Source organism: Mycobacterium mantenii, assembly GCF_010731775.1.
Lineage (GTDB): Bacteria > Actinomycetota > Actinomycetes > Mycobacteriales > Mycobacteriaceae > Mycobacterium > Mycobacterium mantenii.
In genome coordinates this window covers 5,731,675-5,745,400 of the sequence record NZ_AP022590.1, presented here as the reverse complement: position 1 = coordinate 5,745,400, position 13,726 = coordinate 5,731,675, and the positions used below count along the sequence as shown (strand labels likewise).

Sequence of the window (13,726 nt, the reverse complement as noted above, 5' to 3'; positions counted from 1 at the left end):
ATTCCATTCTAGGGGCGGCACCGGACACGCCGAACCGCGTCAAAATTGAGCTCGCTGCCGTCAAGGGATCGTAAGAAGAGCCCCACCTGAATACCCGCGGGCGCACGTTGGATTCATGACATTGCTGGACATCCTGCCGTCTCTCGGTCACGCGGCTTCCCCGCGATTCGATCCCGCGATCTGGCCCCTCACCACCCACCCCGACGAGGAGGGCTGGCTGTGCGTCGGCGGCGTACCACTGGCCGATATCGCCGACGAGTTTGGAACCCCGGCCTACGTCATCGACGAAACCGACTTCCGGCATCGCGCCCGCCGGTACCGCAAAACACTGCGCGACGCCGAGATCGTCTACGCCGGGAAGTCGCTGCTGAGCACCGCGGTGGCCCGCTGGGCCCACGAAGAGGGCCTCGGCATCGACGTCTGCTCCAGCGGGGAGTTGACCGTCGCCCTCGCCGGTGGCGTCGACCCGGCACGCATCGTCATGCACGGCAACGCGAAATCGCCCGACGAGCTGCGCGAAGCGGTGCGCGTCGGCGTGGGGCGCATCGTGCTGGATTCCGGCATGGAGATCGCCTACCTCGCCGGCCTGGCGCAACGGCGCCAACCGGTGCTCATCCGGGTCACCCCCGACATCGACATCCACGGGCATCGCGCCGTCACCACCGGCGTCACCGACCAGAAGTTCGGGTTCACGCTGCACGGCGACCGGGCCGACGTCGCGGCCCAGCGGGTGCTGTCGCACCCCATCCTCGACCTCGTCGGACTGCACTGCCACATCGGCTCGCACGTCAGCGACCCCGCCCTGTACGGCGAAGCCATCCGCCGGATGATCGCCGCGATGGCCGATATCCGGGCCCGGCACGGCGTCATCCTCACCGAGCTGAACATCGGCGGCGGGCACGCCATCCCCTACGTCCCCGGTGATCGCGAGCTGAATCTCGAGCAACTGGCCGACGTCGTCGAGAACGTCCTCGACGAGGCCTGCGCCGCCGAGCATTTCCCCCGCCCCCAGCTCGTGGTGGAACCGGGCCGGGCCATCAGCGGCCGGGCGGGCGTGACGCTGTACCGGGTCCGTTCGATCAAGACCCAGCCCGGTGGACGCACCTTCGTCGCGGTCGATGGCGGGATGAGCGACAACCCGCGGGTGTCGCTGTACGGCGCGCAATACACGGCCGCGCTGGCCAACCGGCATTCGCTGGAGCTCAAGCAGCGGGTCACGGTCGTCGGCCGGCATTGCGAGGCGGGCGACGAGATCGCCCGCGACATCGAGCTTCCGGCGGACCTGCATCCCGGCGACCTGCTGGCCGTGGCCTGCACCGGCGCCTACCACCACAGCATGGCGTCGAACTACAACATGGTCGGCCGCCCCGCGCTGGTGGCGGTCAGGGACGGGCGGGCGCGCGAACTGGTTCGCCGGGAGACCGTTGCCGACCTGCTGGCCCGCGACTGCGGCTAGTTCGGGCCGCGCTGGGCTCCGCCCGGTTGCCGAGCGTAAGCGCACTGCGACAAATCAAGCCGAAAATCGCGGTGGGCTTACGCTCGCGACGCCGTGCTACTCGTCCTGCAGCCGCGGGTCGGCTTCCAGGTGGGTCAACCCGTTCCACATCAGGTTGACCAGGTGCGCGGCCACCACTTCTTTCTTGGGCTCCCGGGTGTCGAGCCACCACTGCGCGGTCATCGACACCGAGCCGACGAGCGCCTGGGCGTACAGAGGCGCAAGCCCGGGATCCAGGCCGCGACGGGAGAAATCGCCGGCCAGGATGGAGCTGACCTGGTTGACGGCGTCGTTGAGCAGGCTCGAGTAGGTGCCCGAGCTGATCGCGGCCGGCGAGTCGCGGATCATGATCCGGAAGCCGTCGGTGCGCTCTTCGACGTAGGTGAGCAGCGCCAGGGCGACCCGCTCGACGCGCACCCGGGACCGGTTGTTGGTCAGCGACGAGGTGATGCCGTCCAGCAGCGCCGACATCTCCCGGTCGACGACCACGGCGTACAGGCCTTCCTTGCCGCCGAAATGCTCGTAGACGACCGGCTTGGACACGTTGGCGCGCAGCGCGATCTCCTCGATCGAGGTGCCTTCGTACCCGCGCTCGGCGAACAGCGTGCGCGCGATGCCGACGAGCTGTTGCCGGCGCTCGGTGCCGGTCATCCGGGCGCGCGGCGCCCGCACCTCTTTATCCGGTTCCTTGTCCAGCACGGCCACGTCAATCAGCGTATCGGTCGACAGCCGACCAGCGGCCCGCATCGTGGTCAGACGAGGTCGAGATTTGTCCGACTTCTCATCGGGCCGCAAGCAGCCCGCGCCGTCGTCAGACTAAAGTCTTGTTGGCGCGGTCGGGCTCAACCCGTCGCCCGCCGTGGGTTAGCGATCCGTCGTGGTGTAATCGGCAGCACCTCTGATTTTGGTTCAGATAGTTCAGGTTCGAGTCCTGGCGACGGAGCTTCAATTGCGTGTTGCGATATCCCATCGTTTTTTGCCTTCACCGCAGCTGAAGTGACACGCTTGACGGCGTGCGGCGCTTCCGCGCGCAGTCCGCGCGGGACAAACCCAACGAGGAGGGTTGATGTCGTCTCCCGGTGATACCGCGGTCCTGGTGCTGGCGGCCGGGCCCGGCACCCGGATGCGGTCGGACACCCCGAAAGTCCTGCACACCCTCGGTGGGCGCAGCATGCTGGCCCATCTCCTGCATGCGATCACCAAGGTGGCTCCGCAACACCTGGCGGTCGTTTTGGGCCACGACCATGAGCGCATCGCACCGCTGGTCGCCGACTGGGCCGACGCCCTGGGACGTCCCATCGACGTGGCGCTGCAGGAGCGGCCCCGCGGCACCGGGGACGCGGTGCTGTGCGGCCTGTCCGCGCTGCCCGCCGACTACGCCGGGGTCGTCGTCGTCACCTCAGGCGACACCCCGCTGCTGGACGCCGACACCCTGGCCGACCTCATCGCCAGCCACAGCGCGGCCTCGGCGGCGGTCACGGTGCTGACCACGACGGTGAGTGACCCCAGTGGCTACGGCCGCATCCTGCGCACCCAGGACAACGAGGTCATGGCGATCGTGGAACACGCCGACGCGACGCCCTCCCAGCGTGAGATCCGTGAGGTCAACGCCGGCGTCTACGCCTTCGACACCGCGGCGCTGCGCTCGGCGCTGAACCGGTTGGGTTCCAACAACGCCCAACACGAGCTCTACCTGACCGACGTCATCGCCATCCTGCGCGGCGACGGCCTGGCCATCCATGCCCGCCACGTCGACGACAGTGCACTGGTGGCCGGCGTCAACAATCGCGTCCAACTCGCGCAGCTGGGCGCCGAACTCAACCGTCGCATCGTCGCGGGCCACCAGATGGCCGGCGTCACCATCGTGGACCCCGCCACCACCTGGATCGACGTCGACGTCGCCATCGGCCGCGACACCGTCATCCAGCCGGGGACGCAGCTGCTGGGCCGCACCCACGTGGGTGGTCATTGCGTCATCGGCCCCGATACCACCCTGACCGACGTCAGCGTCGGCGACGGCGCCTCGGTGGTGCGCACCCACGGCACCGCGTCATCCATCGGCGCCGGCGCGACCGTCGGCCCCTTCACCTACCTGCGGCCGGGCACCGTGCTCGGCGACGACGGCAAGCTCGGCGCGTTCGTCGAGACCAAGAACGCCACCATCGGAACCGGGTCGAAGGTGCCGCACCTGACCTATGTCGGGGACGCCGACATCGGCGAACACAGCAACATCGGCGCGTCCAGCGTGTTCGTCAACTACGACGGCGAGACCAAACGGCGGACCACCATCGGCTCGCACGTGCGCACCGGCTCGGACACCATGTTCGTGGCGCCGGTGACGGTCGGCGACGGCGCCTACACCGGCGCGGGCACCGTGGTGCGCAACGACGTCCCGCCCGGAACGCTGGCGGTATCCGCGGGTCCACAACGCAATATCGAAGGGTGGGTGCACCGCAGGCGCCCGGGCAGCGCGGCCGCGCAGGCGGCCGAAGCCGCCGAGAAAGCCGCCGGTCAGGGCGCCGCGGACAGCCCCACACCAGAAGCCGAATAGACACCGTGAATTCGCTAGTCGGCAACCCGGCCACATTTCCGTACGATTCGCTTCGTACGATGGGGCCTTCCATCCCCCACCCCGATATGGCGAGGGCAGCGCGTTGAGCCACGACTGGACCGATAACCGCAAAAATTTGATGCTCTTCTCCGGCCGTGCGCATCCGGAGCTGGCCGAGCAGGTCGCCAAGGAGCTCGACGTCCACGTCACCGCGCAGACCGCGCGGGAGTTCGCCAACGGTGAGATCTTCGTGCGGTTCAACGAGTCGGTTCGCGGGTGCGACGCGTTCGTCCTGCAGTCGGCGCCGGCGCCGGTGAACGACTGGCTGATGGAACAGCTGATCATGATCGACGCCCTCAAGCGGGGCAGCGCCAAGCGGATCACCGCCGTCATGCCGTTCTACCCCTACGCCCGGCAGGACAAGAAGCACCGCGGCCGCGAACCGATCTCGGCTCGGCTGGTCGCCGACCTGCTCAAGACCGCCGGCGCGGACCGGATCGTGACCGTCGACCTGCACACCGACCAGATTCAGGGTTTCTTCGACGGGCCCGTCGACCACATGCGCGGGCAGAACCTGTTGACCGGCTACATCCGCGACAACTACCCCGACGGCAACATGGTGGTCGTCTCGCCGGACTCCGGCCGGGTGCGCATCGCGGAGAAATGGGCCGACGCACTGGGCGGCGTGCCCCTGGCTTTCATTCACAAGACCCGCGACCCGCGGGTGCCCAACCAGGTGGTGTCCAACCGCGTGGTCGGTGAGGTGCAGGGGCGGACCTGTGTCTTGATCGACGACATGATCGACACCGGTGGCACCATCGCCGGCGCGGTGAAGCTGCTGCGCGACGAGGGCGCCGGCGACGTGATCATCGCGGCCACCCACGGCGTGCTCTCCGATCCGGCCGCCGAGCGGCTGGCCGCGTGCGGCGCCCGGGAAGTGATTGTGACGAACACCCTTCCGATCGGCGAAGAGAAGCGTTTCCCGCAGCTGACGGTCCTGTCCATCGCGCCGCTGCTGGCCAGCACCATCCGCGCCGTCTTCGAAAATGGCTCGGTCACAGGGCTCTTCGACGGAGACGCCTAGATGGCTGCCAAGCCAGACCAAGCCGTCATCTACCACAACCCACGCTGCAGCACCTCCCGCAAAACGCTGGACCTGCTGCGCGACAGCGGCTTTGACCCCACCGTCGTCGAGTACCTGAAGACCCCGCCGTCGCGCAGCGAGCTGGCGAAGATGATCCGCGACGCCGGCATCGACGTGCGCACCGCAACCCGCAAGCGCGAATCGCTTTATGACGAGCTAAATCTCGCGGACGCGACCGATGACCAGTTGCTAGACGCCATGGCCGAACACCCCATCCTCATCGAACGCCCCTTCGTCGTCACGCCGAAGGGCACTCGGCTGGCCCGCCCGATCGACGCGGTCCGCGAGATTTTGTGAATCGGGTCGGCAGCCGTGCGGGCGTTGCCGCTGCCGCGATGGTTGCGGCGGCCGTCTCGGTCGCCGGTTGTGCGCCGAAACCGCCGGATTACCAGTCGATCCTGTCGAAAACCTCGACGACCGAAACCACCAAGGCGACCGAGAAGCCGGTTCCCCTGTCGCAGTACCTGCAGAGCATCGGTGTGACCGGACAACCTGTGGCGCCGGGATCCCTGCCCGACCTGACGGTGTCGATACCGACACCCCCGGGCTGGGCGCCGTTCACCAGTCCGAACATCAACCCGCAGACGCTGATCATCTCGCAGGGCGGCAAATTCCCCACGGCTCGGCTGGTGGTGTTCAAGCTGAATGGCGATTTCGACCCGGCCCAGGTCATCAAGCACGGCAACGACGACGCGCAGCTGTTCGAGAACTTCAGGCAGCTGGACGCCTCCGGCGCGCCCTTCAACGGCTTTCCCTCGTCGATGATTCAGGGCAGCTATGACCTCGACGGCATGCGCCTGCACAGCTGGAACCGCATCGTCATCCCCACCGGCTCACCGCCCGCACGCCAGCGTTACCTGGTGCAGCTGACCATCACCGGTCTGGCCAATCAGGCGGCCGCGCAGTCCACCGACATCGACGCGATCATCCACGGATTCGTCGTCGCCGCAAAGTAGATAGACGTCGGGCAACAGGCGGCCCGGGCGTCGTGACCAGTAGTGTTGTCAGCCATGACTGGCTGGACCGCCGCAGATCTACCGTCGTTCGCTGAACGAACCGTCATCATCACCGGCGCCAACAGCGGGCTGGGCGCCGTGACCGCCCGCGAGTTGGCGCGACGAGGGGCCACGATCATCATGGCCGTCCGCGACATCCGCAAGGGCGAGACCGCGGCCCGGAAGATGGCCGGTCAGGTCGAGGTGCGCGAGCTCGACCTGCAGGACCTGTCGTCGGTGCGCCGGTTCGCCGACGGGGTGGGCAAGGCCGATGTGCTGATCAACAACGCCGGCATCATGGCCGCCCCCTTCGCACTGACGGTCGACGGCTTCGAGACCCAGATCGGCACCAACCACCTCGGGCACTTCGCGCTGACGAACCTGTTGCTGCCCAAGCTGACCGATCGGGTGGTGACGGTGTCGTCGATGGCGCACTGGGCCGGACGCATCAACCTCGACGACCTGAACTGGCAGGGACGGCGGTACTCGCCGTGGCTGGCCTACAGCCAGTCCAAGCTCGCCAACCTGCTGTTCACCAGCGAGCTGCAGCGCCGCCTGGCCGCGGCCGGTTCCCCGCTGCGCGCGCTCGCGGCCCACCCGGGCTACTCGCACACCAACCTGCAGGGCGCCTCCGGGCGCAAGCTGGGTGACACGCTGATGTCGGCCGTCACCCGGGTGGTCGCCACCGACGCCGATTTCGGTGCCCGGCAGACCCTGTATGCAGCGTCGCAGGATCTGCCCGGCGACACGTTCGTCGGGCCGCGGTTCGGCCAGGTCGGCCGCACCCAACCGGTCGGGCGCAGCCGGCGTGCCCGGGACACTGCCACCGCGGCGACGTTGTGGGCGCTGTCCGAGCGGCTCACCAAGACCAGTTTCCCGCTCTGAGCCCTGCGTCACGTGGGCCACGGCTGCCACACAGCCCCTTGGCGAGCCGGTGCATGTGACTGGTGTGACGCACCGTCACGCACGCCCCGCGGCCCGGCACGGATTTCCCCTCTGAGGTGCGGATGCGCTAACCTGACCGGGCGTCACGGCGAGGGTGGCTGGCTGGCCAGCACCGTTATCGACGGAGACCGACGAATCGTCGCGACCCCGGCCGTGCCCCGAAACACAGGCGAGCACACAGGAGCGACACGATGGCCAAGCAAGCACTCAACCAGTTGAAGGTCGCGGTCCGCGCCGAGACCGGCAAGGGTGCGTCCCGGCGGGCCCGCCGCGACGGCAAGATCCCGGCCGTCCTCTACGGCCACGGCGCCGACCCGCAGCACCTGGAACTGCCCGGCCATGACTTCGCCGCGGTGCTGCGGCACGCGGGCACCAACGCCGTGCTGACCCTCGACATCGACGGCAAGGAGCAGCTGGCGCTGACCAAGTCGCTCGACATCCACCCCATTCGCCGCACCATTCAGCACGCCGACCTGCTGGTCGTGCGGCGCGGCGAGAAGGTCGTCGTCGAGGTGCGCGTGGTCATCGAGGGCGAGGCCGTGCCCGGCACCCTGGTCACCCAGGACGCCAGCACCATCGAAATCGAGGCCGATGCCCTGTCGATTCCCGAGCAGTTGACGGTGTCGGTTGAGGGCGCCGAGCCCGGCACCCAGTTCACCGCCGGACAGGTCGCCCTGCCCAAGGGCGTCAGCCTGATCTCCGACCCGGAGACGCTGGTGGTCAACGTGGTCACCGCGCCGACGGCCGAGGACCTCGCCGAAGAGGGCGCGGGCGAGGTCACCGAGGAAGCCGCGGCGGCCGAAGGCGAAGAAGAAGAAGGCGAGGCCGGCGAGGAAGAGGCCGCCGAAGCCGAGTCCGAGTAGGCGGATCGCACCGTGGCCGAGCCGTTGCTGGTCGTCGGCCTGGGCAATCCCGGAGACAACTACGCCCGGACCCGGCACAACGTCGGGTTCATGGTCGCCGACCTGCTCGCGGCGCGGATGGGTTCGAAGTTCAAGGCGCACAAGCGTTCCGGCGCCGAGATTGTGAGCGGCCGCCTCGCGGGGCACGCGGTGGTCGTGGCCAAACCGCGCTGCTACATGAACGAATCCGGCCGTCAGGTCGGCCCGTTGGCGAAGTTCTACTCGGTGCCCCCGGGCGACATCATCGTCATCCACGACGACCTCGACCTGGACTTCGGCCGCATCCGGCTCAAGATCGGCGGCGGCGAAGGCGGCCACAACGGTCTGCGTTCGGTCGCTAATGCCTTGGGCAGCAAGGATTTTCAGCGGGTTCGCCTCGGCATCGGTCGCCCTCCGGGACGCAAGGATCCGGCGGCGTTCGTGCTGGAAAATTTCAGCGCCGCCGAACGGGCCGAGGTGCCCACCGTCTGCGAGCAGGCCGCGGACGCCACCGAGTTGCTCATCGAACTGGGTTTAGAGCCCGCGCAGAACCGCGTCCACGCCTGGTAGGCCGGCGGGCACGCCGAGCGTGGGGCCTGTGGACGGATTTCGAGGTGCGGACGTACCTAACCCACACACTCGCCGCAGCAACCCCGGACTAGGTGACCAGGCTGACGGAGGTGGATCGGCGCAGCTTGCCCGACGGCGTCTTCGGGATGGTTCCCGGACCCAACACCACTACGTTGCGCGGCCGCACGTCGACCTCGGCCACCACCTCACGGGCGACCTGGTGCTCGATGCGACGCACCTCGGCCTGGTCCTGGAAGGCGTTGGACTCCACCGCCACGGCGAAGGTCTCGCGCGAGTGGCCGGCGTCCAGCCGCACGGCCACGGCGCAGCCGGGCCGCACCCCCTCGACTCGGCACGCGGCACGCTCGATATCGGTGGGATAGATGTTGCGGCCCGCCATGATGATGACGTCCTTGACCCGGCCGCACACCACCACGTGGCCGTCCTCGGTCAGGTAGCCGAGGTCACCGGTGTCGTACCAGCCGTTCTCGTCCTGCGCCGAGATGAAGCCGCCCATGGTGAGGTAGCCGGGCGTCAGCGACTCGCCGCGCAGCTCGATGACACCGACACCGCGCGGCGGCATCACGTCGCCGTTCTCGTCGATGATGCGCGCCTCGAGGTCCTGCAGCAGCGGACCGAGCGTGGCCAGCCGGCGGGTGTTGCCCTTGGCGGCCGGTACGGCGCGGCGCAGCGCGGCCAGCAGGTCGGCGTCCACCTCGTCGACCACCAGCCCGGCGTTGCACTCCGAGAACGACACGGCCAGCGTGGTCTCGGCCATGCCGTAGGCCGGCAGGATCGCCGCCGGGTTCAGGCCGAACGGCGCGCCCGCGTCGAGCAGGTCCTCGACATCGGCGGGCTCGACGGGCTCGGCCCCGGACAGGGCGAAGCGCAGGGTCGACAGGTCGAAGTCGCCGGGCTTGGCGTTGCGGCGCAGCCGCTTGGCCAGTAGCGCGTAGGCGAAGTTGGGCGCCGCGGTCATGGTGCCCTTGTACTTGTCGATGAGCTTGGCCCACAGCAGGGTGTCGCGCAGGAAGTCCATCGGGGTGACCTTGACCAGCTCGGCACCGAAGTACATCGGGATGGTGAGGAAGCCGACCATGCCCATGTCGTGGAAGCAGGGCAGCCAGCTGACCATGACGTCCTTGTCGACCTCATACTGGGCGCCGATGAACATCGCCTCGGCGTTGGAGTAAATGTTGCGGTGGGTGATCTGCACCGCCTTGGGGGACCCGGTCGAGCCGCTGGTCAGCTGCATCAGGGCTAGTGCGTCCTCGCCGACCTCGACGGGTTCGATGGGTTCCGCCGCGAGCAGGTCAGCCACGGTGAGGACCGTGATGCCCTTCTCCTCGAGCACTGGGATGGCCACCAGGAACGGCTCCGAGACGACGACGGCCTGCGCCTCGATCATGCCGATGACGTTCATGGTGTCCTCGGCCCACACGGCCAGATCCGTCCGCGGCGTGGGCTGGTGCAGCATGGTCAGACTGGCCCCGCGCATCCACAGGCCCTGCGCCGTCGGCGCGATCTCCACCGGGTAGCCGGCGAGCACGCCGACAGCGTCGTCCGGTCCGATGCCGGCGGCGGCCAAGCCACCCGCGATGCGGCGCGCGCGCTCGTGGACCTCGCCCCAGGTGTGGCGGACCGGTTCGTGGGGTTCACCGGTGACCATGCCCGTCGTCACCGACCGGGCATTGCGGTACATCTTCTCGGTAAACCTGCTCACAAAAACCTCCTCGGTTCCAGCGGTTGTCCCAACGCCCGGGATCTCATGTTCCGCCCGTTGGGTAACACTTCGCCGCAAGCACGCAAACACAGTTGGGTGGCGGTTAGGTCTCGGATCGATGATGCGTCCACGCCCGCCGGACCAGAGCGGCCTCGATAAGCGCAAAGCGGGCCCGAGAAACCTTGCCGGGCCCGATGCATTAATCGCCCGCCGGAACGCCCGGCGGACGATGGAATTAAGTGATCTTGCTCAGCGCTTCCCGTCACCGCGCATTATCTTAAACTCCTCTTAGGGAAGCGCCAAACGAATGCGCGAATTGCGGTTCTTTTCACACCTCAGGGGTGTCACACCTCGGTGGGTGCGGGGACCACCCGCGCGCCCACCACCGGCCCACTGGCCACCCGCACCGTGCGGCAGACACCCGCCCCGGACACCTCCGTGCCGACGTCGACGGCCGCGGCCGCCGACTGGCACAGGAAGGCACACGTCGGGCCCGAACCGGACACGATGCCGGCCAGCGCCCCGGCCTGCACACCGGCACGCAACGTCCGCCGCAAACCTGGGTGCAGGCTCACGGCGGCCGCCTGCATCTCGTTGCCGAGCAGCGGCGCCAGCCGCTCGGCGTCGCCCGCGGCCAGGGCGGCCAGCACCGGGCCGGGCGCGGGCAGGCGGGGCGGATCTCCCGCCTCCCGCAGTCGGTCCAGTTCGGCGAAGACTCCCGGCGTCAGCAGCTCACTGTCGGCGAACGCCAGCACCCAGTGAAAGGTGTTGCGGGACAACACCGTCGCCAACTCCTCGCCGCGGCCGGTGCCCAACGCGGTTCCGCCGTGCAGCGCGAACGGCACGTCGCTGCCCAGCCTCGCGGCCAGCATGCGCAGGTCGCGGCGGGGCACGTTGAGTTCCCACAGCGAGTTCATCGCGACCAGCACGGCCGCCGCGTCGGCGCTGCCACCGGCCATCCCGCCGGCCACCGGAATGGATTTGTCGATCATGATCGACACGTCCGGCGCGCGGCCGACGTGTTCGGCCATCAGCTCGGCGGCCTGCCAGGCAAGATTGCGTTCGTCGGTGGGCAGCTTCTCGGCGCCCTCGCCGACGATCTCGAGCGAGAGCACATCGGCATTGCGGACCGTCACCTCGTCGAGCAGGGAAACCGCCTGGAAGACGGTGTTCAGCTCGTGGTAGCCGTCCTCGCGGCGGTCACCGACCGCCAGGTAGAGGTTGACTTTGCCGGGCACCCGAACGGTGACCGACCCGGTGGGCACCCACTGCGCAGCGGTATTGCCGTCAGATGCGGACACCGCAGCAGACTATCGCTGCCGCCGGCCAACCACACGCAATGGCGCCCCGACGCCCGGGCGTCAGCCGGCCGAGGCCCCCTGTTCCGCCGTGTGTGCCGACACCTCGGCGGCGCTGTCCGGCCGGTCGGCGGACCGCTGCAACAACCGCACGAAGTCGTCGATCGAGAGCGTCTCACCGCGGCGGGCCGGGTCGATGCTGGCGGCCAGCAACCGATCCGCCGACTCGTTGCCCGAGCCGGCCCAGGCCACGAACGCGTTGCGACAGGTCTTGCGCCGCTGCCCGAACGCGATGTCGACCAGTTCGAACACCTGCCGGCGGAAGGCTTCGTCGGTCGGCCATGGCGAGGTGGCGTGCCGGTCGATGCGGACCAGCCCGGAGTAGACGCGGGGAATCGGCCAGAAAACGGTCGGCGACACCGTGCCGCACCGGCGGACCTTGCCGAAGAAACGAACCTTGACGCTGGGCACGCCGTACTCCTTGCCGCCCGGCTCCGCGGCCAGTCGCTCGGCGACCTCGGCCTGCACCATGACCGTCACGACCCGAATGGACGGAAACTCGGACAGCAGGTGCAGCAGCGCCGGGACCGCGACGTTGTACGGCAGATTGGCGACGACGGCGGTCGGCGCATCGGCCAGCTCGTCACGGCGCAGGGTCAAGACGTCGCGGTTGACCACCGTGAGGCGCTGGATTTCGCTATTGGAATGCTCCGCGACGGTGTGGGGCAACCGTTCGGCCAGTACCGGGTCGATTTCGACGGCGGTGACGGCGGCACCGCGGTCGAGCAGGGCCAGGGTCAGCGACCCCAGGCCGGGCCCGACTTCCAGGACGTGGTCAGACCGGCTCACCCCCGAGATCGAGACTATCCGGCGCACCGTGTTGGCGTCGTGCACGAAGTTCTGGCCGAGCGATTTCCGTGGCCGAAACTCAAGTTCTCTGGCCAGCCGCCTGATCTCGGTGCGTCCGAGTAGCCGGATGGTCAGCGTGCACCAGCTCTTCCACTGCACACCGGCCACGCGCCCCACCCCTGGCGCTCTCGGGTCACCTCGGCGACGGTGATCTGCTCCTCGCGGCTGGCGAGGTCGGCACGGGAGGCGAACCGCAACCCGCCGTTTCGCTCCCACGTGCCCTGATCGAACTGCACACCGCCGTAATACCCGTTACCGGTGTTGATCGCCCAGTTTCCGCCGGCCTCACAGCTGGCGATCGCATCCCAGATGGAGCCGTCGCTGACCGGAGGCACTTCGGTGCCAGGCTTGGTGCCGATGCGGACCACCGAATCGCGGGCGGGCGTGATCACCGCATTGGCGATCGGCAGCCGGCCGGTCTCGACGCCGTTGACCGTGGCCACCGAGAATGTGACGTCCTGCGTGCCCGGGCTGCCCGGATCCTCGACGACCTGGCGGCTCATGTTCATACCCGGATCTTCGATCCGACGGGCGGTGGGCGGCAGCGGGATCCGCTCGGTGACCTGCTGGATCCGGTTCCGGGTGACCTGGACTTCCATCCCGTCGACGATCGGCGCCGTGGCGGCGGGTACCACCTGGTCGCTCTCGACCAGCGGCGCGCCGGCGGCGCTCAGCAGGCCGGCGACGTTCGGCGCCGCCAGGTGCACCGTGCGGATCGCACCGGCGTCGTTGATGCGGACTGTCTTGGCACTGACGACGGGCAGCGCCATCCCGGCCAGCGGCACGCGGCTGCCGCGGTTGGCAGCGGCCGGGGCGGTGTCGGTCATCGCCAGCTGGGCCAGCGCCTCGTCCACCGTGGATGCGGTGGTCCACACCTGCTTGGTGTCGCGGCCGTCCAGCGAGATCTGCAACGGGCGGCTGCGGCGCAGCACGATCTTGCCGGCGTCGTGCACCGGGACATCACCCGCGGGATAGAGGTCGTCGCGCTCGTCGATGACGAAACCGTTTTCCTCGACGACGTCGATCACCCGCGACTTCATGGTGGTCACCCGCATGGCGACTCCGTCGACGGTCAACGTCACCGTCTTGCACACCGAAACCGCATAACTGCCCGCGAATGCCAGGACCACCAGCAGCCCTCCGACCACGAGCCGCAACATCGGCGAAGGATTCTGATGAAGTTTTGTCAATACACTCAACGCGCGCTACCCAACC

13 protein-coding genes and 1 tRNA gene are annotated in these 13,726 nt (G+C 68.6%); 9 read left to right on the top strand and 5 right to left on the bottom strand.

The window, feature by feature from the left end; translation table 11 throughout:
• Positions 1 to 115: 115 nt before the first annotated feature.
• Positions 116 to 1,456, top strand: a complete 1,341-nt coding sequence (gene lysA / locus G6N50_RS26530; protein ID WP_083097983.1) for a diaminopimelate decarboxylase — start codon at positions 116 to 118, stop codon at positions 1,454 to 1,456.
• A gap of 96 nt (positions 1,457 to 1,552) precedes the next feature.
• On the opposite strand, the gene G6N50_RS26525 is transcribed toward lysA, so the two are convergent.
• On the bottom strand, positions 1,553 to 2,146 hold the full coding sequence (locus G6N50_RS26525) for a TetR/AcrR family transcriptional regulator (RefSeq protein WP_007776775.1): 594 nt from the start codon (positions 2,144 to 2,146) through the stop codon (positions 1,553 to 1,555).
• Between the two features lie 220 nt (positions 2,147 to 2,366).
• Here G6N50_RS26525 and G6N50_RS26520 point away from each other — a divergent pair.
• The 8 genes from G6N50_RS26520 (at position 2,367) to pth (ending at position 8,581) form a co-directional block, all read left to right on the top strand.
• Positions 2,367 to 2,438, top strand: a tRNA-Gln gene (locus tag G6N50_RS26520).
• A 123-nt stretch (positions 2,439 to 2,561) separates the two neighbouring features.
• On the top strand, positions 2,562 to 4,046 hold the full coding sequence (gene glmU / locus G6N50_RS26515) for a bifunctional UDP-N-acetylglucosamine diphosphorylase/glucosamine-1-phosphate N-acetyltransferase GlmU (RefSeq protein ID WP_083097981.1): 1,485 nt from the start codon (positions 2,562 to 2,564) through the stop codon (positions 4,044 to 4,046).
• 103 nt (positions 4,047 to 4,149) lie between these two features.
• Entirely contained in the window at positions 4,150 to 5,130 is a 981-nt protein-coding gene (locus G6N50_RS26510) for a ribose-phosphate diphosphokinase (RefSeq protein WP_067834148.1), read from the top strand.
• Positions 5,131 to 5,487, top strand: coding sequence for an arsenate reductase (glutaredoxin) (arsC, locus tag G6N50_RS26505; protein ID WP_083097980.1), 357 nt, complete (start codon positions 5,131 to 5,133; stop codon positions 5,485 to 5,487).
• Between the two features lie 38 nt (positions 5,488 to 5,525).
• Positions 5,526 to 6,146 (top strand): LpqN/LpqT family lipoprotein, encoded by a 621-nt coding sequence (locus tag G6N50_RS26500; RefSeq protein WP_197748075.1) that lies wholly within the window; start codon positions 5,526 to 5,528, stop codon positions 6,144 to 6,146.
• Positions 6,147 to 6,200: 54 nt separating this feature from the next.
• On the top strand, positions 6,201 to 7,070 hold the full coding sequence (locus G6N50_RS26495; RefSeq protein WP_083097976.1) for an oxidoreductase: 870 nt from the start codon (positions 6,201 to 6,203) through the stop codon (positions 7,068 to 7,070).
• A gap of 251 nt (positions 7,071 to 7,321) precedes the next feature.
• Positions 7,322 to 7,993, top strand: a complete 672-nt coding sequence (locus G6N50_RS26490; RefSeq protein ID WP_083097975.1) for a 50S ribosomal protein L25/general stress protein Ctc — start codon at positions 7,322 to 7,324, stop codon at positions 7,991 to 7,993.
• Positions 7,994 to 8,005: 12 nt separating this feature from the next.
• Positions 8,006 to 8,581, top strand: a complete 576-nt coding sequence (pth, locus tag G6N50_RS26485; RefSeq protein ID WP_083097973.1) for an aminoacyl-tRNA hydrolase — start codon at positions 8,006 to 8,008, stop codon at positions 8,579 to 8,581.
• Between the two features lie 88 nt (positions 8,582 to 8,669).
• Here the strand turns inward: pth and G6N50_RS26480 are convergent, their stop codons facing one another.
• From G6N50_RS26480 to G6N50_RS26465, 4 genes are all read right to left on the bottom strand, one after another.
• Positions 8,670 to 10,304 carry a fatty acyl-AMP ligase gene (locus tag G6N50_RS26480; RefSeq protein WP_083097972.1) on the bottom strand — a complete coding sequence of 545 codons (1,635 nt, stop codon included), beginning with the start codon at positions 10,302 to 10,304 and terminating at the stop codon, positions 8,670 to 8,672.
• Positions 10,305 to 10,648: 344 nt separating this feature from the next.
• Entirely contained in the window at positions 10,649 to 11,605 is a 957-nt protein-coding gene (locus tag G6N50_RS26475) for a 4-(cytidine 5'-diphospho)-2-C-methyl-D-erythritol kinase (protein ID WP_083097970.1), read from the bottom strand.
• A 60-nt stretch (positions 11,606 to 11,665) separates the two neighbouring features.
• On the bottom strand, positions 11,666 to 12,619 hold the full coding sequence (gene rsmA, locus G6N50_RS26470) for a 16S rRNA (adenine(1518)-N(6)/adenine(1519)-N(6))-dimethyltransferase RsmA (protein ID WP_083098025.1): 954 nt from the start codon (positions 12,617 to 12,619) through the stop codon (positions 11,666 to 11,668).
• Positions 12,583 to 13,710, bottom strand: a complete 1,128-nt coding sequence (locus G6N50_RS26465; protein ID WP_197748039.1) for a resuscitation-promoting factor — start codon at positions 13,708 to 13,710, stop codon at positions 12,583 to 12,585. The genes rsmA and G6N50_RS26465 overlap by 37 nt, the downstream gene beginning before the upstream one ends.
• Between the last annotated feature and the right edge of the window lie 16 nt (positions 13,711 to 13,726).